The following is an 18,670-nucleotide window of genomic DNA, read 5'->3' as shown; positions in this document are numbered from 1 at the left end:
GGGCCTCGAAAGAAGTCGTCTGCCGGACTACCCCACCAGCCCCAGCTCCCGCGCGATCAGCATCCGCTGGACCTCGCTGGTGCCCTCGCCGATCTCCAGGATCTTGGAGTCCCGCCACATCCGGGCCACCGGGTACTCGTTCATGAAGCCGTAGCCGCCGTGGATCTGGGTGGCGTCGCGGGCGTTGTCCACCGCGATCGTGGAGGAGTACAGCTTCGCCAGCGCCGCCTCCTTCTTGAACGGCTCGCCCGTCACCAGCCGGCTGGCCGCGTCCCGCCAGGCCAGCCGGGCGGTGTGGGCCTTCATCTCCATGTCGGCGATCTTGAACTGGATCGCCTGGTTGGCGCCGATCGGGCGGCCGAAGGCGTGCCGCTCCTTGGCGTACTTCACCGACTCGTCCACACAGCCCTGCGCCAGCCCCGTCGCCAGCGCCGCGATGGCGATCCGGCCCTCGTCGAGGATGCGCAGGAACTGGGCGTACCCACGGCCCTCGGTGCCCAGCAGGTTGGCGCGCGGCACCCGGACGTCGACGAAGGACAGCTCCCGGGTGTCGGAGGCGTTCCAGCCGACCTTCGAGTAGGGGGCGGCGACCGTGAAGCCCGGGGTGCCGGACGGGACGATGATCGAGGAGATCACGGGCCGGCCGTCGGGCTTGCGGTCGGTGACGGCGGTGACCGTGACCAGACCGGTGATGTCGGTACCGGAGTTGGTGATGAAGCACTTGGTGCCGTTGATCACCCACTCGTCGGTCTCCGGGTCCAGCCGGGCCGTCGTGCGGGTCGCGCCCGCGTCGGAGCCGCCGTCCGGCTCGGTCAGCCCGAAGGCGCCGAGGATCTCGCCGGTGCACAGCCGGGGCAGCCACGCGCGCTTCTGCTCCTCGGTGCCGAACAGATGGATCGGCATGGCGCCCAGCGAGACGCCCGCCTCCAGGGTGATGGCCACCGAGGAGTCGACCCGGGCCAGTTCCTCCAGGGCGATGCCGAGCGCCATGTAGTCGCCGCCCATGCCGCCGTACTCCTCGGGGAACGGCAGCCCGAACAGGCCCATGCGGCCCATCTCGCGGACGATCTCGTAGGGGAACTCGTGCCGCTCGTACAGGTCACCGATCTTGGGCGCCACGACGTCGTGCGCGAACTCCTCCACCGTGTGGCGCAGTTCTTCGAGCTCGGGGGAGAGCTTGTGGTCCATGGGGGTCACTCCTTGTGGGAGAGGGCTCGTACGGTGCGGGACGGGCTGGGGCGGCCCAGTCGGTCGGCCATCCACTCGCTTGTGGCGACGAGACGGCCGAGGTCGACCCCGGTGTCGATGCCGAGGCCGTGCAGCATCCACACGAGGTCTTCGGTGGCGAGGTTCCCGGTGGCGGACTTGGCGTACGGGCAGCCGCCCAGGCCGCCCGCGGAGGCGTCGACGGTGCTGACGCCGTACTGGAGCGCGGCAAGGGTGTTCGCCAGCGCCTGTCCGTAGGTGTCGTGGAAGTGCACGCCGAGGGCCTCGGTGGGCACGCCCTCCGCGCTCAGCGCGGTGAGCAGCGCGGTCACCTGGCCCGGGGTGGCCACGCCGATGGTGTCGCCGAGGCTCAGCTCGTCGCAGCCCAGGTCCAGCAGCGCCGTGCACACCCGGACCACTTGGGCCGCGGGCACGGGTCCCTCCCAGGGGTCGCCGAAGCACATCGACAGATAGCCGCGCACATGGACGCCGTCCGCCTTCGCGCGGGCCACCACCGGCTCGAACATGGCGAGCGCCTCGTCGACCGTGCGGTTGAGGTTGGCCTTGGCGAAGGACTCGGTGGCGCTGGCGAAGACGGCCACCCGGCGTGCGCCGAGGGCGAGCGCGCGGTCCAGGCCGCGCTCGTTGGGCACCAGCACCGGCAGGTCCACCGACAGGTCCGAGACCTGCGGGAAGAGCTGCTCGGCGTCGGCGAGCTGGGGCACCCACTTGGGGTGCACGAAGCTGGTGGCCTCGATCGTGGTCAGGCCGGCGTCGGCGAGGCGGCGAATGAACTCCGCCTTCACCTCGGTCGGCACGGTCGCCTTCTCGTTCTGGAGGCCGTCGCGGGCGCCGACTTCGTGGATGCGTACCCGTGCGGGCAGTCCGGGCGCGGGGACGGTCATGGGGAGGGCGAGGCCGAGGGCGCTCATGCCGTTTCCTCCTCGTCGCTCTCCGCCGGGGCGATGACCGCGAGCACCTGGTCCATGGCGACCGTGGTGCCGGGCTTGACGTCCAGTTCGGCGACGGTGCCGGCGTGCGGGGCGGAGATGACGTGCTCCATCTTCATCGCCTCGACCACCAGCAGGCTCTGACCGGCGCTCACCTCGTCCCCGACGGCGACCTTGACCACGGTCACGGTGCCGGGCATGGGCGCGGTGAGGGAGTCGGCGCCGGAGTGGGCGGAGCGGGTGAGGGAGGCGGCGACCGGGTCGTGGTCGCGCACGTGCCAGGCGTCGCCGTCCCGGCCGAGCCAGTCGGCGGCGCGGTGGAAGGTGTGCCGGACGCCGTCGAGGGTGACGGAGACGGTGTCGCCGGTGACCGTGCCGGTGCCGGGCGCCTCCTGGGTGACGGGGTCGAGCCCCGGCACGCGCAGGGGGAAGGCGGGCGGTTGGGCCGTACCGCCGAGGCGCCAGCCGCTCGGCACCGAGAACGGGTCCGTCCAGCCGTCGCCTGCGGGCTTCAGCGCGTTCAGCCGTACTGCCGCCGCAGCCGCGTACACCTCCTGCGGGACCTTTGAGGCGACCAGCCCGTCGACCTCGCGCTCGACGAGCCCGGTGTCCAGCTCCCCGGCCACCACGGCCGGATGGGCCAGCAGGCGGCGCAGGAACCCGGCGTTGGTCTGCACGCCCAGCGTCACCGTCTCCGCGAGCGCCGCGCGGAGTTTGCGCAGGGCGGTCGGGCGGTCCGCGGCGTGCACGATGACCTTGGAGAGCATCGGGTCGTACAGGCTGCCGACCTCGGTGCCCTCGGTGAGCCCGGAGTCGGTGCGCACCCCGTCCCCGGAGGGCTCGCGCAGCCGCAGCACGGTGCCGCCGGAGGGGAGGAAGCCGCGCGCGGGGTCCTCGGCGCAGATCCGGGCCTCCACGGCATGGCCGTCGAGGCGGATGTCGTCCTGCGCGAAGGCGAGCTTCTCCCCGGCCGCGACCCGCAGCTGCCACTCGACCAGGTCGATCCCGGTGATCAGCTCGGTGACCGGGTGCTCCACCTGGAGGCGGGTGTTCATCTCCATGAAGTAGTACGCGGACGGGTCGACGCCCGGCACGATGAACTCCACCGTGCCCGCGCCCCGGTAGCCGCAGGAGCGGGCCGCCTGCACGGCCGCCTCGCCCATCGCGGCCCGCGTCTCCTCGTCGAGCAGGACCGAGGGCGCCTCCTCGATGATCTTCTGGTGGCGCCGCTGGAGGGAGCACTCGCGCTCGCCGAGGTGGACGACATGGCCGTGGCCGTCGGCCAGCACCTGGATCTCGATGTGCCGGGGGCGGTCGATCCACCGCTCGACCAGCAGCGTGTCGTCGCCGAAGGAGGACGCCGCCTCACGCCGGGCCGCCGCGATCTCCTCGTCCAGCACCGCGAGGTCCCGCACCAGCCGCATGCCCTTGCCGCCGCCGCCCGCGCTGGGCTTGAGCAGCACCGGCGCGCCCAGTTCGCGGGCCGCGGCGGCGAGTTCGGGGTCGCGTCCGCCGGGGACGACCGGCACTCCGGCCGCCTTCACGGTCTCCTTGGCGCGGATCTTGTCGCCCATCAGGGAGATCGCCTCGGCGGGCGGCCCGATGAAGACCGGTCCGGCCTCGGCGCAGGCGCGCGCGAAGTCGGCGTTCTCGGCGAGGAATCCGTATCCCGGGTGGACGGCCTGGGCGCCGGTGCGGTCGGCGGCCTCCAGCAGCCGCTCGGCCGACAGGTAGCTCTCGGCCGCGGGCGCCGGTCCGATCCGTACCGCCGTGTCGGCCTCCCGGACGTGCCGGGCGTCGGCGTCCGCGTCGGAGAAGACGGCGACCGAGCGGACGCCGAGGGCGCGCAGGGTGCGGATCACCCGGACCGCGATCTCACCGCGGTTGGCGACGAGCACTGTGTCAAACATGGGTCCTCACATCCGGAAGACGCCGAACTGGGGGTCACCCAGCGGCGCGTTCGCGCAGGCGGTCAGTGCCAGGCCCAGCACCTGCCGGGTCTCCAGGGGGTCGATGACCCCGTCGTCCCAGAGGCGGGCGGTCGCGTAGTAGGCGTTGCCCTGGCGCTCGTACTGGGCGCGGATCGGCGCCTTGAACGCCTCTTCCTCCTCCGCGGGCCACTGCTCGCCGCGGCCCTCCAACTGGTCGCGCTTGACGGTGGCGAGGACTGAGGCGGCCTGCTCGCCGCCCATGACGGAGATCTTGGCGCCCGGCCACATCCACAAAAAGCGCGGCGAATAGGCCCTGCCGCACATGGAGTAGTTCCCGGCGCCGTACGAACCGCCCACCACGACCGTCAGCTTGGGGACGCGGGTGGTGGCGACCGCGGTGACCATCTTGGCGCCGTGCTTGGCGATGCCGCCCGCCTCGTAGTCGCGGCCCACCATGAACCCGGAGATGTTCTGCAGGAACACCAGCGGGATGCCGCGCTGGTCGCACAGCTCGATGAAGTGGGCGCCCTTCTGGGCGGACTCGGAGAACAGGATGCCGTTGTTGGCGACGATGCCGACCGGGTGGCCGTGGATCCGGGCGAAGCCGGTGACCAGGGTCTGGCCGAACTCGGACTTGAACTCCGCGAACCGGGAGCCGTCGACCACGCGCGCGATGATCTCGCGGACGTCGTAGGGCGTGCGCGGGTCGGCCGGGACCGCGCCGTACAGGCCGTAGGGGTCGACCTTGGGCTCGACGGAGGGCAGCACCTGCCAGGGCAGCGGCCCGCGCGCGGGGAGCGTGGAGACGATGTTCCGCACGATCCTGAGGGCGTGCGCGTCGTCCTCCGCGAGATGGTCGGTCACGCCCGACACGCGCGAGTGGACCTCACCGCCGCCCAGCTCCTCGGCCGTGACGACCTCGCCGGTGGCCGCCTTCACCAGCGGCGGGCCGCCGAGGAAGATCGTGCCCTGGTTGCGGACGATGACCGCCTCGTCGCTCATCGCCGGGACGTACGCGCCGCCGGCCGTGCAGGAGCCGAGGACCGCCGCGATCTGCGGGATGCCCGCGCCGGACATCCGGGCCTGGTTGAAGAAGATCCGCCCGAAGTGGTCGCGGTCGGGGAAGACCTCGTCCTGCATGGGCAGGAAGGCGCCGCCGGAGTCGACCAGGTACAGACACGGCAGCCGGTTCTCCAGGGCCACCTCCTGCGCCCGGAGGTGCTTCTTCACCGTCATCGGGTAGTAGGTGCCGCCCTTGACGGTGGCGTCGTTGGCGACGATCACGCACTCGCGCCCGCTGACCCGGCCGATCCCGGCGATCACCCCGGCGGCCGGGGCCTGTCCGTCGTACATGCCCTCCGCCGCGAGCGGGGCCAGCTCCAGGAAGGGGGAGCCGGGGTCCAGGAGGGTGTCCACCCGGTCCCGGGGCAGCAGCTTGCCGCGCGCGGTGTGCCGCGCGCGTGCCTTCTCGCCGCCGCCCAGGCGCGCCGCGGCGAGCTTGCCGCGCAGCTCCTCGACCAGCGCGAGCTGCGCCTCCTCATTGGCCTGCCAGGCCGCCGACGCGGGATCTGCCGCGCTCGTCAGCTCGGGTGCCTCGTGCATCCTGCGGTCCCCTCACCCTTGTTAATGAGCGTTAACGCATTTCCTCCAGGTTAACGACCGCTAACCTCCCTGTCTAGAATTGCTCGCATGGCAGCCACCAGAACCGACGCACCCACCCGGCGAGAGCAGATCCTCAAGGAGGCCGCGCGGCTCTTCGCCGAACGCGGTTTCCACGGTGTGGGGGTCGACGAGATAGGTGCCGCCGTCGGCATCTCGGGACCCGGTCTGTACCGGCACTTCCCGGGCAAGGACGCGATGCTGGCGGAGCTGCTGGTGGGCATCAGCGGCCAGTTGCTGACGGGGGCCAAGCGGCGGCTCGCGGAGGCCGACGGGGACGGGCCCGCGGCGGTGCTGGACTCCCTGATCGAGGGGCACATCGACTTCGCGCTCGACGACCGCCCGCTGATCACGCTGCACGACCGCGAGCTGGACCGGCTGCGCGACAGCGACCGCAAGCTGGTCCGCCAGCTCCAGCGCCAGTACGTCGAGCTGTGGGTGGAGGTGGTCCGCAAGGCCTACCCCGCGCTCACCGAGCCCACCGCCCGCTCCGCCGTCCACTCGGTCTTCGGCCTGCTCAACTCCACCCCGCACCTCGGCCGCCCCGGCTCCCCTGCCCGGCCGCGGGGCCACCTCACAGCTGCTGCACCGCATGGCGAAGGGGGCCTTCGCGGCGGCGCAGGAGTGACGAGCGTTACGGGCCGGTTCCCCTGGACGGTGCTTCGTACTCGCCGGTACGGTTGAGTGAGCAAGCGCTTAGACATACGCAGGTGGAGGTGGCGGCGTGCGCCGTACTGTGTTCAACGAGGACCACGAGGCGTTCCGGGAGACCATCCGCGCCTTCATCGAGGCCGAGGTCGTACCGGTGTACGACGAGTGGTTCGCGGCCGGCCAGGCGCCCCGCGACTTCTACTACAAGCTCGCCGAGCTGGGTGTCTTCGGCATCCGCGTCGACGAGGAGTACGGCGGCGCCGGCATCGACTCGTACAAGTTCGAGGCGGTGATGTACGAGGAGACCGCCCGCGCCGGTGTGCAGTTCGGCGGCTCCGGTGTGCACGTGCTGCTCGGCCTGCCGTACATCAAGATGCTCGCCACCGACGAGCAGAAGAAGCGCTACCTGCCGAAGTTCGTCTCCGGCGAGGAGATGTGGGCGCTGGCGATGACCGAGCCGGGCACCGGCTCCGACCTCGCGGGCATGAAGACCACCGCCAAGCTCTCCGAGGACGGCACCCACTACATCCTCAACGGCGCCAAGACCTTCATCACCGGCGGCGTCCACGCCGACCGCGTCATCGTCTGCGCCCGCACCGCCGCGCCCACCGCCGAGGACCGCCGCCACGGCATCTCCCTGTTCGCGGTGGACACCAAGTCCGAGGGCTACTCCGTCGGCCGCAAGCTCGACAAGCTCGGCCTGAAGACCTCCGACACCGCCGAGCTGGCCTTCGTCGACGTCAAGGTCCCGGTCGAGGACCTGCTCGGCGAGGAGAACAAGGGCTTCTACTACCTCGGCCACAACCTGGCCTCCGAGCGCTGGGGCATCGCCTTCGGTGCCTACGCCCAGGCCAAGGCCGCCGTCCGGTTCGCCAAGCAGTACGTGCAGGAGCGCACCGTCTTCGGCAAGCCGGTCGCCGCCTTCCAGAACACCAAGTTCGAGCTGGCCGCCTGCCAGGCCGAGGTGGACGCCGCCGAGGCCGTCGTCGACCGCGCCCTGGAGGCCCTGGACGCCGGTGAGCTGACCCCGGCCGAGGCCGCCTCCGCCAAGCTGTTCTGCACCGAGGTCGCCCACCGCGTCATCGACCGCTGCCTCCAGCTGCACGGCGGCTACGGCTTCATGAACGAGTACCCGATCGCCCGCCTGTACGCGGACAACCGGGTCAACCGGATCTACGGTGGCACCAGCGAGATCATGAAGACGATCATCGCCAAGGACATGGGCCTGTAAGGACACAGGTGAGCCAGGCACTACAGGATCTCCTCGATCTGCTCGACCTTGAGCCGATCGAGGAGAACATCTTCCGCGGCCAGTCCCGGCCCGCCGTCGTCCCGCGCGTCTTCGGCGGGCAGGTGGCGGCGCAGGCGCTGGTCGCGGCCGGGCGCACGGTCCCCGCGGACCGCGCCCCGCACTCCCTGCACGCGTACTTCCTGCGCATGGGCGACCCGGGCGCGCCGATCGTCTACAACGTCGAGCGGATGCGCGACGGCCGCTCCTTCACCACCCGGCGGGTGGTGGCCGTCCAGCACGGCCGGCCGATCTTCGCCCTCTCCGCGTCCTTCCAGACGTACGAGGAGGGCCTGGACCACCAGGCCCCCATGCCGCCCGCGCCGGACCCGGCGACCCTGCCGACCTCGAACGACCGGCTGCGCCGCTACGCGCACCTCGACCCGCGCGTGGTGGAGCACTTCCTCTCCGCCCGCGAGGCCGTCGACCTGCGCTACGTCGACGAACCCCCGTACGGGAAGTTCGGCGAGCCGCGCGAGCCGCACTCGCAGGTGTGGTTCCGCACCAACGGCAAGCTCGGGGACGACCCGCTGCTGCACGTCGTGCTCGCCACCTATGTCTCCGACATGACGCTGCTGGACTCGGTGCTGCTCGCACACGGCCGGGGCGGCTGGGCGATCGGCGACGTGGTCGGCGCCTCCCTGGACCACGCCATGTGGTTCCACCGCCCCTTCCGCGCCGACGAATGGCTCCTGTACGACCAGGAGTCGCCGTCGGCCTCCGGCGGCCGGGGCCTGGGCCAGGCGCGGATCTACACCCAGGACGGCCGGCTCGCGGTGTCGGTCATCCAGGAGGGCGTGGTCCGCGTCCCGCGCTGACCGGGGCGGTGCCACCCCGTGGGGTCAGCCCTCCAGACCCGCCTCGGCCAGCAGGTACGCCGTCATCGGGTCGTAGTAGCGGGGGCTGACCACGTGGTCGTCGAGCGGGACCGCCACCTGGAGGGTCCCCTCGGACTCGGCGAGGAAGAGGGCCGGGTCGTTGCAGTCCGCGTAGCCGACCGCCTCGACGCCGTGCTGGGCCGCGTAGCCCGCCCAGCCGTGGTCGGCGACCACCAGGTCCGGCAGCGGGCGGCCGATCCGCTCCAGAGCCGTCAGGATCGCCTTCATCGGCTCGCCCGAATGGGTGTGCCACAGCGTGGCGCCGTGCTCCAGCACCGCCACGTCCGCGAACTGCATGACGTAGCCCTCGTCCGTCTGCAGCCCGTCCGGGATCACCACGATGTCGCAGCCCGCCGCGCGTAGGGCGGCGGCGGTGGCCCGGTGCACGTCCAGCAGACCGCCGGGGTGGCCGGTGGCGAACAGCACCCGCTGGCCGGCGTCCGCCGCCTTGCGCAGGCGGCTCGCCATGCGCTCCAGACCGGCGACGGTCAGCTCGGGGTCGATGGTGTCCTGGCCGAAGCGGTACTCGGGGTCGTCGTTCACCCCGACGCGCTCCGCCATCACCGCGAGCACGTCCTGCTCGTCGGTCCAGCGGTCACCCAGCTCCAGGCCGAGCCAGAAGTTGCGGTCGCCGTTCGCGAGCTTGCGGTAGTGGGAGAGGTTGTTCTCGCGGGGAGTGGCGACATCCCCCGCGATACGGGTTCTGACGAGGTGTTCGACGAGCTCGGCGCGGCTGGGTGTCCCGGGTATCGGCATGTGTCCCATTGTGCGGCAGACCCCCGCGGGTGTGCGGGGCGACCCTGGGTGCTGGGACGTGGGTCACTGTCGGGGCATTGCGGGGGTCACTGACGGGGCCACTGGTGGGTCACTGACGGGGTCACCGCGGGGGTTCACTGCCGTAGGGCGAACCAGAGTTCCATGCGGACGTCCGGGTCGTCGAGGTCGGTGCCGAGCAGGGTGGCGCAGCGGGTGATGCGCTGGCGGACGGTGTTGCGGTGCACGGCGAGGGCCACGGCGGTGCGGTCCCAACTGCCGTGCAGGGACAGCCAGGTGCGCAGCGTCTCGACCAGCGCGGGGGTGTCGGCGATCGGTTGGAGGAGCGTACGGGCGTACGCCTCGGCCGCGTCGTCGGGTACGAGCTGGGCGAGGCCGGTGCGGGCGCCGTGGCGGACCAGGGGAGCGCGGGTCGCTTTCGCGTGGGCGAGGGCGCGGGCGGCGCGGGTGTCGGCGGCGGGCCACTGGTCCGGGGGCGCCGGGTCACTGACGCCCAGCGTCCAGCCGGGCTGGGGGGTGATCTCGCGGTCGGCGGGGACGAGGACGCGGACGACGTCCGTCTCCTGGGCGAGGTCGACGAGGGGGGAGCCCAGGGCGGTGCCGAGGGCGGAGGCGGTGAGGGGGTCGGGGGTGGTGTGGGGGTCGGGGTGGGCGTGTACGACCACGTGGGGGCCGGTGCCGAGGAGGGGGGCGACGTGTTTTGGTTCGGCGCCGAGGAGGAGGCGGACCAGGGCGGAGGTGCGGGCGGCGCCTGTGCCGGTCTGTTGTTCGCCGGTGAGGAGGGTTAGGAGGACGGCGGCTACCGAGGCGATGGTGTGGGTGGCCTGGTCGGTGTGGGTGGTCGCGACTCCGAGTACGAAGCCGGGGGTCGGGCCGAGGGCGTATGCGGCGAGGTGGGTGCCGGCGACTGTGTCGGTGGCTGAGGCGGGTGCCGGTGCGGCGGCGCCGGTGGCTGGGGGCGGGGTGGGGTTCGCTTGCCCGCGCTTGCGGGGTGCCGCCTCTTTGGTTGCGGGGGCCGCCCCAGCGGCACGACTGCCCGCAGTTCTGTCAGAAGGCCGTACCACCCCCGTCAGTTCCGCCAGGGCCTTCCTCACCTCCGGCCTCGGGCCGCGGCCCGCTGCTGACAGTTCGGTGCCGTCCGGCCCGTACAGCGCCGCCCACCCCCCGACCCGCTGCGACAGTTGCCGTAGGACCGACGGGACCGGGTCCGGGCGGGAGGCCGCTGTGGCGAGGCTCTGTTGGGCCTCGGTAACGCGGCGGAGTTCGGAGAGGCGGGCCTGGGCCATGAGTTGCCACACCGCTCGGGCCACCGCCGAGAACGTGGTCCTGGGCGGGACCTCCAGGAGGGGCAGACCGTGGGTCTCGCAGGCCGCCACCAGGGCCGGCGGCACCGTGTCGTGGACCGGGGCCAGGCCGAAGCCCAGGGCGGCACCGCCCGCCGCGACGATCCGGGAGACGTAGGCGTCGAAGTAGGGGGCCGGGTCGCCGGAGGAGGGGATGTGGACGCCCGCCGAGAGGAGCAGCTCGCCGCCCAGCAGGTACGGGTACGGGTCCGTCATTTCCGAGGCGTGCGCCCAGTGGATCGGCACGGCGGCCGGGTCGGGCACCGCCGCGATCGGGCGCAGGCCCAGGTCGTCCCGGGCCAGCAGCGCCGAGAGCGGGACAGGTGGGGTGGGTGGCACGGACGGGTCGGGCATATGTGCGTTCCCTCCATTCCGTACCGCCGCAATGGATGAAATGTACACTTCGCAGTCGCTTTCCGCCCGCTTAGGGTCGGTCCGGACCGGCAGACTGAGACGGATATACGCGACGAAAGCGTAGGAAAGAAGGCAGTACCTCATGAGCAGCAACGAGACGCCCCGCGGCCCCGTCGACTCCTCGCGCATCCCCCGGTACGCCGGCCCGGCCACCTTCGCCCGGCTGCCCCGCCTCGACGAGGTCGGCCGCGCCGACGTCGCCGTCGTGGGCGTGCCCTTCGACTCCGGTGTCTCCTACCGCCCCGGCGCCCGCTTCGGCGGCAACGCCATCCGTGAGGCCTCCCGTCTGCTGCGCCCCTACAACCCCGCGCAGGACGCCTCCCCCTTCGCCCTCGCGCAGGTCGCCGACGGCGGCGACATCGCGGTGAACCCGTTCAACATCAACGAGGCCGTGGAGACCGTCGAAGCCGCCGCCGACGAGCTGCTCGGTACGGGCGCGCGCCTGATGACCCTCGGCGGCGACCACACCATCGCCCTGCCCCTGCTGCGCAGCGTCGCCAAGAAGCACGGCCCGGTCGCCCTGCTCCACTTCGACGCCCACCTGGACACCTGGGACACCTACTTCGGAGCCGAGTACACCCATGGCACCCCGTTCCGCCGTGCCGTGGAGGAGGGCATCCTCGACACCTCCGCCCTCTCCCACGTCGGCACCCGCGGCCCCCTCTACGGCAAGCAGGACCTCACCGACGACGAGAAGATGGGCTTCGGCATCGTCACCTCCGCGGACATCTACCGCCGCGGCGCCGACGAGGTCGCCGACCAGCTGCGCCAGCGCATCGGCGACCGCCCGCTGTACATCTCCATCGACATCGACTGCCTGGACCCGGCGCACGCCCCCGGCACCGGCACGCCCGAGGCGGGCGGTATGACCTCCCGCGAGCTGCTGGAGATCCTGCGCGGACTCGCCTCCTGCAACCTGGTCTCGGCGGACGTCGTCGAGGTCGCGCCCGCGTACGATCACGCGGAGATCACCTCGGTCGCCGCCTCCCACACGGCGTACGAGCTGACCACGATCATGTCCCGCCAGATTGCAGAGGCACGCGCGAAGTGACCCACGACCACGACCTGGTGCTCCGCCCCACCGCCGCCCAGACGGAGGCGGCGCTCAATCCGCCGCCCGGGCGCACCGGCGGGGACCTGGTCGTGGAGACGCTGGCCGGGCTCGGCGCGACGACCGTGTTCGGGCTGCCCGGCCAGCACGCGCTCGGCCTGTTCGACGCGGTGGGCCGCAGCGATCTGCGCTATGTCGGCCTGCGCGTGGAGAACAACGCCGGTTTCGCGGCGGACGCCTACGGCAGGATCACCGGCGAGGCCGCCCCGCTGCTGCTGTCCACCGGCCCCGGCGCGCTGACCTCGCTGCCCGCGCTCCAGGAGGCGGCGGCCGCCTCCGCGCCGGTGCTGGCCATCTGCAGCCAGGTCCCGACCGCGGGCCTGGGCGGCGGGCGCCACGGCTATCTGCACGAACTGCCCGACCAGGCGGCCTCGTTCCGCGGCGTGGTGAAGTCCGTGCACACCGTGCGCAGCCAGTCGCAGATCCCGTCCGCGATCGCGGCGGCCTGGAAGTCGGCGCTGACCGCCCCGCACGGCCCGGTGTGGGTGGAGATCCCACAGGACGTGCTGAACGCCGAGACCACCCTGCCGGTGGTGACCGGCGTGGACGCCTTCCCCGAGGAACTGCCGCCCCGGCCCGAACTGACCGCCGTCGCCGCCGACCTGCTCTCCCGCGCCGAGCGCCCGGCGATCATCGCGGGCGGCGGTGTCGTACGCGCCGACGCGAGCGGCAAGCTGAAGCAGCTCGCCGAGCGGCTGAAGGCGCCGGTCGTCACGACCCCCGGCGGCAAGGGGGCCTTCCCCTGGAAGCACCCCCTCTCCCTCCAGTCCTGGATCGAGGACCGGCACACCACCGACTTCCTTCAGGACGCGGACGTGCTGCTGGTGGTCGGCTCGGGACTGGGCGAACTCTCCTCGAACTACCACACGTTCACCCCGCGCGGCCGGGTGATCCAGATCGAGGCGGACCTCGGCAAGCTGGAGTCCAACCACCCCGCCCTCGGCATCCACGCCGACGCCCGGCTCGCCCTGCAGGCGCTGCTGGAGACGGTGTCCGAGCGGACCGACGACACCGCGCCGGAGCGGGTGCGGGAGCTGCTGGCCAAGGTCGCCGCGCGGATCGCGGCGCAGGAACTCACGCTGGAGCAGCAGGTGTTGGCGGCCGTCCGCAAGGCGCTGCCCGCCGACGCGCCGTCCTTCTGGGACATGACGATCCTCGCGTACTGGGCCTGGTCCGCCTTCGACGCCAAGGGCCCCAACCGTATGCACTCCGCGCAGGGCGCGGGCGGCCTCGGCTACGGCTTCCCGGCGGCGCTCGGCGCGGCGGTCGCCGACCCGACGCGCCCGGTGCTGGCGGTCTCCGGGGACGGCGGCGCGCTGTACTCGGTCGCGGAGCTGGCCACGGCCCGCCAGTACGACCTGGACGTCACCTGGCTGATCGTCGACGACGGCGGCTACGGCGTCCTGCGCGAGTACATGACGGACGCCTTCGGCCGGACCACGGGCACCGAGCTGACCCGCCCGGACTATGTGGCGCTGGCCGAGTCCTTCGGCGTGCCCGGGGTGCGCACCAGCCCGGAGGCGCTGGCGGCGGACCTGGCCAAGGCGCTGGCCGCGCCGGGGCCCTCCGTCGTCGTACTCCCCGCTGTGCTGCGGCTGTTCGCGCCGACGCACGAAGCACCTGCGCACGAGGAGCCGGCGCCGGGATCGGCCCGGTAGAAGCTGAGGTTGATCTTGGCCCCGGGGGCGACCAGGGGCTCGGCGAGGCAGGTGACCAGCCAACCGCGGCCGTGCACGGCGTGGTTGACGGGCAGTTCCGAGCCGTCGGTGTGGGGGAGGGGCACCGAGGCGGAGGCGCGGTAGAGGGGACCGGCCACCGGATCGGCGAGGACATCGCGTTCCAGTGCGGCGAGCCCGGCGTTGCCCGGCCGCAACTGCACGGCCTGCTTGAGGAACGGCATGACCGCCGGGGCCCAGGCGGTCTCCCACTCCTGCAGCGTCCTGGTGCGTATCTCGGGGTCCAGCAGCAGTCCGCGCATCACGTTGGACGGTGCGCGTCCGGGCGGGAAGAACAGCCGGAAGTCCTCGCTGTGCGCGACGATGTCGAACTCGGTGTCGTTCACGTACGCGATCACCCCGTCGACCCGGTCGAGCAACTCCTGCCACATCCCCGACAGCGCCGTTGCGGAGGGCTCGTGCAGCGCGCGGGGCGGGTTCTCCCTGCGGGTGAGCTGCCACAGGAACATCCACTCCTGCTCGCTCAGCTCCAGGCTCTTCGCGACGGCGGTGAGGAAATCGGCGGGCGGACGCCGCAGTTGGCCGTTCTCGAACCTGTTGTACGTGCCCCGGGCGCGGGCCAGCAGATCGTCCATCTGCTCCTGGCTCAACCCGGCGGCCCGTCTTCCGGGCCCGCCGGCCCGCCGCGGAAACCCCTTGCTCGCGGGATCGATCGCGGCACGCCGCTCCTGAAGCACCTTCTTCAGTGCGGCACGGTCGCCAGTGGTGAGTCGCATGGGTCGCATTATCTGCAATAACCGCACGTGGAAAGCACAGCAGGGGCGGGTGAGACTCTCCGTCGGACCGGTCGGAACCGAGCCGTCCTGCCGTCGCGCGGCAGGGGGTCCGCAGGCCTCGTATCAGGGTCACTGGGGAGCCCTGATACGAGGCCGCCCGTGGGGGGGGGCGGGTGGGTTACCAGATCGCCTCGACCCACTCCGGGTGGTCGATGAACGGGTTCCGGTTTCCTTGGTAGTTGGTGTAGATGACGTTGTTGCGGCGCTCCTCGAAGGCGTCCGGCGGGTCCTCGTCGTTCCACTGCTTCAGGACCGAGAGGCGGCCGTGGTACGGGACGCTGCCGTTGATGGAGTCGTTGGGCTCCAGGTCGGGCCAGCCGTCCTCGCCCTCGTAGCGGACGGCCATGTAGAGGATCATGCGGGCCACGTCGCCCTTGACGGCGTCGCGGGGCTCGAAGGAGTTGGAGTCGGTCAGGCTGCCGCCGGAGTTGGTGAAGCTGCTGCCGCCGTTGTCGAAGTCCTTGTTGCCGCGGGTGCTGTTGACCTGGACGTCCTCGGGGCGCAGATGGTGCAGGTCGGTGCCGGGACCGGCGGAGGTGCCGAAGCCGCCGTGGGACTGCGCCCAGACGTGCTCCCGGTTCCAGTCGCCCACGTCACCGCCGTTGAGCGACTTGCTGCGGGAGATGCCCGAGTAGAGCAGCTTGACGTTGCTGCTGTTGTTCGGGTCCTGGTCGGTGACCTTCAGCGCCTCCCAGACGGCCGAGTAGGACAGCTTGGTCTGGGACTTGATGATGGTGTGCAGGGCGCTCTTCAGGCTCGTACCGGACTTGCCGATCGCGTTCTTGTAGTACGTGCTGTCGTAGGCGGTCGTGGTCGCCGCGGCGGGGGTCGCGGTGAGGGCGGGGGCGCTCAGTGCGACCAGGACGGCGGCGGTGGTGAGGGCCACCGGCCGGAAGCGGGGTATGCGTGTCGCCAGCATGTGGGGAGTCCCATCTACGCGGGTTGATTGAAGGCGGCACCAGTGAGCGTGACATGCACATGAGGGGCTGTAAATGGACATCGCGTGTCGATTGAGTGACCGGAAACGGCAAATCGGGTGTTGTCCCCGCGAGTTGACACGTGAAACGGCACGCCGCGATAACGGCTTGTACAACCCTTCCCCAACGCCTACAACCGCTTCCGGCGTCCGCGGGTCAACCGGGCATGACTCACCGCATATCCAGACGGGCCCGATGGGTCGCGGGCGGCGTGCTGCTCGCCTCCGTGGCCGCGGTCACCCCCGCGAGCGCCGCGACACCCACCGTCAGCTGCACGTCCGCCAACGCCGGACTCGCCACGAAGCTGAAGAAGGACATCACCGCCGCGCTCGCCAACCGCAAGGGCACCATCGCGGTCGGTCTCTACGACCGGTCCACCAGGACCACGTGCACCCTGCGCGCCTCGACCGCCTACGACTCGGCCAGCGTGGTCAAGGTCACCGTCCTCGCCACCCTGCTGTGGGACGCGCAGAAGACCGGACGCTCCCTCACCAGCCGGGAGAAGTCCCTCGCCACGGCCATGATCACCAAGTCGGACAACGCCTCGACCACCACCCTGTGGAACCAGCTCGGCGTCACCAAGGTGAAGAAGTTCCTCACCGCGGCCGGTATGACCCAGACCAAGCCGGGTGCCAACGGCTACTGGGGCCTGACCCAGATCACCGTCACCGACGAGCAGAAGCTGATGAAGCTGCTCATCGAGAAGAACACGGTGCTCACCGACGCCTCCCGCAAGTACGTGCGCCAGCTGATGGGCAAGGTGGTCTCCTCCCAGCGCTGGGGAACCCCCTACGGCGCGCCCTCCGACGTCCTCGTGCACGTCAAGAACGGCTGGCTGCAGCGGGCCACCAACGGCTGGCGGGTGCACAGCGTCGGCACCTTCAAGGGCGGCGGGCACGACTACGTGATGACCGTGCTGACCCACGGCAACAGCACGATGAACTACGGCATCACCACCATCCAGGGCGTCGCCAAGGTCATCCACCGCGATCTCGACGCGAGTTGACGCCCTGCGGTCTCCCGCCCGTCACCCGCCCGCCCTACGGTGACGGGCATGCGGCGATGGCGAGGACGAACCGCCTTCGCCACCGCACCGGCGGCAACAACCTTGCTGGCGGCCAACACCCGACTGCACCATGCCCGTTCGCCGAACGCCCGCTCCCCAGACCGGGGGGCAGGTTCAGCGCTGTTCGCCGAGCGTGCTGCGCAGCCAGTCCAGCGGGTGCGTGGCCAGCAACTGGTCGGCGAGCGCGTTCGCCGTCTTCGTCACCAGACGGCCGCGGCTGTTGTCGATCCACCGCTGTGCGAGCTCGTAGCCCTGCGCCTTGTACTCGATGCCCTGGAGCATGCACTCCAGCTTGTCGGCGTCCCGCGCGCAGATCGCCTCGGCCGATTCCCTTGCCTCGTACTCCGCGACCAGGTCCCGCACCGTCGAGGCGAGTACCTCCGGCATGCCCGAGACCTGGTCCGTAGTGACGGCCTGTGGATCAGGCTCGTCGGCGTACTTCTTCGCGAGGTGGTTGATGTCGCCGGTGCGCGTCTCCTGCGAGTCGTGCCACACCGCCAGGAACGCCGCGCGTGCTGGATCGGCGCCCTCCAGCTTGGCGATCACGGACGCGATCAGCGAGGTCCGCCAGGAGTGCTCGGCGACGCTCTCCGGGTCGCGCACACCGGCCATCCACCACCCGGTCCGCTTCGACTGCTTCAGCGTCCCCGCTTCGAACAGGAATCGCGCCACCTGGTCCAGGCCCTCGGTCACGCCGGTCTCCTCTCACGCCTCGGCAAGGCGGATCGCGTAGGTGATGCTGCCCAACTCACGGCGAGCACGAGTAACAGCCCCGGGCTATCCAACATCACGGGAAGCCGATCGCGTAGGGCCCGGCCGACAGCACGGGACTTGAGAAGGTGGGGCGGACGGCGAGCAAAGACCACAGGGAGTGGATGTTCAGGTCCACGTACCCGTGCTCGGGCGCGAGACCGTGGGCCAGGTGCAGGAGCAGCCTGTCCCCGGGCCAAGGCCCAGGCCTACGGGAAGCGAGGAAGCCGTCGGACAGTTCGAGGTGAGCGTTCTCGCCGACCCAGTACGCCCAGTAGTTCAAGTTCGCTGCCTCACCGGCCTCGTCGTCGACGAGCGCGGTGTCGATGAAGTGGTTCATCCGGTCCCGGTCGCCCTGCCGGGCAGCCACGGCCGCCACGGATCGCGAATTGAGCCAGTCCATCAGCCGGTTTCTCGGTCGTTCTGTGGCCTGCTGGTGGGCCAGCCAGTCCGCAGTGTCTGACTGGTCGTCGTAGCCGGACAGATACAGGGCTTGACGGCGTAACAGGAACTGGTCTTCGTGGGGGGCTTGTTCTGCCGCGTCCCGCATCCGCTCGAAGAATCGGCGCAGGTCGGACGCGGTGAGCGTGGGGGCCGACGGAACTGGGCCGCGGCGGGGCAGGGGCGGTGCGGGCAACGCACGTACGGGCTGCGGGGGCACGCCGTTGAGCGGCCAGGCCAGCACCTCGATCAGGTCCCGCTGCATGACCCAGGCGCCCAGAGGGCTCTGGTCCACGGGCGTTTCGTCGTCCAGGGCACTGGCCAGGAGCACGTCTGCCTCCATGGCGCGCTCCAGCGCCTGAAGCAGCTTCGGAGCGGTCCCCATCTGCATCAGCCGGTGCCGCAGCGCGAGCATCTGTCCGACGGGGATTGCCGTGAGGGGCCGCCTGCCGGACTCCCAGCCCGCGACCGTGTCCGGCGACACGGCGAGCCGTTCGGCGGCGGACTCCTGTGTGCAGCCGAGCTGTTCCCGAATGATCCGGAATACGTACCCGGTGATGACCCCGACACGGGGCCGTGACGCCGAACCCCGACTGCAGGGCAGGGTTTCGCGTGAGTTCGAGGGCATGAATCCACCCAATCCCCGTGGCCTGCCACTGCCTTACCTGTACCGGTGGTCACTTCAGGCCGTGATGGTCGCTTCCTACCGTGAAGGTAGT

Annotated in this window: 13 protein-coding genes and 3 pseudogenes; 6 read left to right on the top strand and 10 right to left on the bottom strand. The window is 71.3% G+C overall.

What is annotated here, in order from left to right; translation table 11 throughout:
* Positions 1–27: 27 nt before the first annotated feature.
* From GA0115233_RS17795 to GA0115233_RS17780, 4 genes are read right to left on the bottom strand one after another with little or no spacing between them, the layout of a single operon-like run.
* Positions 28–1,188: an acyl-CoA dehydrogenase family protein gene (locus GA0115233_RS17795; protein ID WP_093721214.1), complete on the bottom strand. Its 1,161-nt coding sequence runs from the start codon at positions 1,186–1,188 to the stop codon at positions 28–30.
* Between the two features lie 5 nt (positions 1,189–1,193).
* Positions 1,194–2,138: a hydroxymethylglutaryl-CoA lyase gene (locus GA0115233_RS17790; protein WP_093721213.1), complete on the bottom strand. Its 945-nt coding sequence runs from the start codon at positions 2,136–2,138 to the stop codon at positions 1,194–1,196.
* A complete protein-coding gene (locus tag GA0115233_RS17785; RefSeq protein WP_093721212.1) occupies positions 2,135–4,066 on the bottom strand; it encodes an acetyl-CoA carboxylase biotin carboxylase subunit in 1,932 nt (643 codons plus the stop codon). The genes GA0115233_RS17790 and GA0115233_RS17785 overlap by 4 nt, the downstream gene beginning before the upstream one ends.
* Before the next feature lie 6 nt (positions 4,067–4,072).
* Positions 4,073–5,689, bottom strand: coding sequence for a carboxyl transferase domain-containing protein (locus GA0115233_RS17780; protein WP_093721211.1), 1,617 nt, complete (start codon positions 5,687–5,689; stop codon positions 4,073–4,075).
* A gap of 87 nt (positions 5,690–5,776) precedes the next feature.
* On the opposite strand from GA0115233_RS17780, the pseudogene GA0115233_RS17775 reads away from it, so the two are divergent.
* The 3 genes and pseudogenes from GA0115233_RS17775 (at position 5,777) to tesB (ending at position 8,503) form a co-directional block, all read left to right on the top strand.
* Positions 5,777–6,374: pseudogene (locus GA0115233_RS17775) on the top strand (TetR/AcrR family transcriptional regulator).
* 96 nt (positions 6,375–6,470) lie between these two features.
* Positions 6,471–7,628 carry an acyl-CoA dehydrogenase family protein gene (locus tag GA0115233_RS17770; protein WP_093721210.1) on the top strand — a complete coding sequence of 386 codons (1,158 nt, stop codon included), beginning with the start codon at positions 6,471–6,473 and terminating at the stop codon, positions 7,626–7,628.
* Positions 7,629–7,636: 8 nt separating this feature from the next.
* Entirely contained in the window at positions 7,637–8,503 is an 867-nt protein-coding gene (gene tesB, locus GA0115233_RS17765; protein WP_093721209.1) for an acyl-CoA thioesterase II, read from the top strand.
* 24 nt (positions 8,504–8,527) lie between these two features.
* Here the strand turns inward: tesB and GA0115233_RS17760 are convergent, their stop codons facing one another.
* Entirely contained in the window at positions 8,528–9,319 is a 792-nt protein-coding gene (locus GA0115233_RS17760; protein ID WP_093721208.1) for a phosphatase, read from the bottom strand.
* 134 nt (positions 9,320–9,453) lie between these two features.
* Positions 9,454–11,034, bottom strand: coding sequence for a helix-turn-helix domain-containing protein (locus GA0115233_RS17755; RefSeq protein WP_107406441.1), 1,581 nt, complete (start codon positions 11,032–11,034; stop codon positions 9,454–9,456).
* A 142-nt stretch (positions 11,035–11,176) separates the two neighbouring features.
* Here GA0115233_RS17755 and speB point away from each other — a divergent pair, with 142 nt between their 5' ends.
* Together speB and GA0115233_RS41770 are read left to right on the top strand one after the other, a co-directional pair.
* Entirely contained in the window at positions 11,177–12,145 is a 969-nt protein-coding gene (gene speB / locus GA0115233_RS17750; RefSeq protein ID WP_093721207.1) for an agmatinase, read from the top strand.
* Entirely contained in the window at positions 12,142–13,863 is a 1,722-nt protein-coding gene (locus GA0115233_RS41770) for a thiamine pyrophosphate-binding protein (protein WP_093721206.1), read from the top strand. Before speB ends, GA0115233_RS41770 begins: the two co-directional genes overlap by 4 nt.
* A gap of 167 nt (positions 13,864–14,030) precedes the next feature.
* Here the strand turns inward: GA0115233_RS41770 and GA0115233_RS41765 are convergent.
* Together GA0115233_RS41765 and GA0115233_RS17735 are read right to left on the bottom strand one after the other, a co-directional pair.
* A pseudogene (locus GA0115233_RS41765) lies at positions 14,031–14,657 on the bottom strand (helix-turn-helix domain-containing protein); the annotation flags it as partial.
* A 178-nt stretch (positions 14,658–14,835) separates the two neighbouring features.
* Positions 14,836–15,636, bottom strand: coding sequence for an endonuclease I family protein (locus GA0115233_RS17735; RefSeq protein ID WP_093721204.1), 801 nt, complete (start codon positions 15,634–15,636; stop codon positions 14,836–14,838).
* 224 nt (positions 15,637–15,860) lie between these two features.
* Between GA0115233_RS17735 and GA0115233_RS17730 the strand changes: the two genes are divergently transcribed.
* Positions 15,861–16,700 carry a serine hydrolase gene (locus GA0115233_RS17730; RefSeq protein ID WP_093721203.1) on the top strand — a complete coding sequence of 280 codons (840 nt, stop codon included), beginning with the start codon at positions 15,861–15,863 and terminating at the stop codon, positions 16,698–16,700.
* A 174-nt stretch (positions 16,701–16,874) separates the two neighbouring features.
* Here GA0115233_RS17730 and GA0115233_RS17725 read toward each other — a convergent pair whose 3' ends face one another.
* Together GA0115233_RS17725 and GA0115233_RS17720 are read right to left on the bottom strand one after the other, a co-directional pair.
* Positions 16,875–17,453, bottom strand: a complete 579-nt coding sequence (locus tag GA0115233_RS17725; RefSeq protein ID WP_093721202.1) for an HD domain-containing protein — start codon at positions 17,451–17,453, stop codon at positions 16,875–16,877.
* 12 nt (positions 17,454–17,465) lie between these two features.
* Positions 17,466–18,591: pseudogene (locus GA0115233_RS17720) on the bottom strand (helix-turn-helix domain-containing protein).
* Positions 18,592–18,670 lie beyond the last annotated feature (79 nt).

This window comes from Streptomyces sp. DI166, from assembly GCF_900091315.1.
Taxonomy (GTDB): domain Bacteria; phylum Actinomycetota; class Actinomycetes; order Streptomycetales; family Streptomycetaceae; genus Streptomyces; species Streptomyces fuscus.
This window is presented reverse-complemented; position numbering and strand designations above follow the sequence as displayed.

Bases quoted from the DNA above. Each gene is read 5' to 3' on its own strand.
- GA0115233_RS17790 (WP_093721213.1), bottom strand. From the start codon at position 2,138: ATGAGCGCCCTCGGCCTCGCCCTCCCCATGACCGTCCCCGCGCCCGGA.
- GA0115233_RS17735 (WP_093721204.1), bottom strand. From the start codon at position 15,636: ATGCTGGCGACACGCATACCCCGCTTCCGGCCGGTGGCCCTCACCACC.
- GA0115233_RS17780 (WP_093721211.1), bottom strand. From the start codon at position 5,689: ATGCACGAGGCACCCGAGCTGACGAGCGCGGCAGATCCCGCGTCGGCG.
- speB (WP_093721207.1), top strand. From the start codon at position 11,177: ATGAGCAGCAACGAGACGCCCCGCGGCCCCGTCGACTCCTCGCGCATC.
- GA0115233_RS17755 (WP_107406441.1), bottom strand. From the start codon at position 11,034: ATGCCCGACCCGTCCGTGCCACCCACCCCACCTGTCCCGCTCTCGGCG.
- GA0115233_RS17785 (WP_093721212.1), bottom strand. From the start codon at position 4,066: ATGTTTGACACAGTGCTCGTCGCCAACCGCGGTGAGATCGCGGTCCGG.
- GA0115233_RS17795 (WP_093721214.1), bottom strand. From the start codon at position 1,188: ATGGACCACAAGCTCTCCCCCGAGCTCGAAGAACTGCGCCACACGGTG.
- GA0115233_RS17730 (WP_093721203.1), top strand. From the start codon at position 15,861: ATGACTCACCGCATATCCAGACGGGCCCGATGGGTCGCGGGCGGCGTG.
- GA0115233_RS17760 (WP_093721208.1), bottom strand. From the start codon at position 9,319: ATGCCGATACCCGGGACACCCAGCCGCGCCGAGCTCGTCGAACACCTC.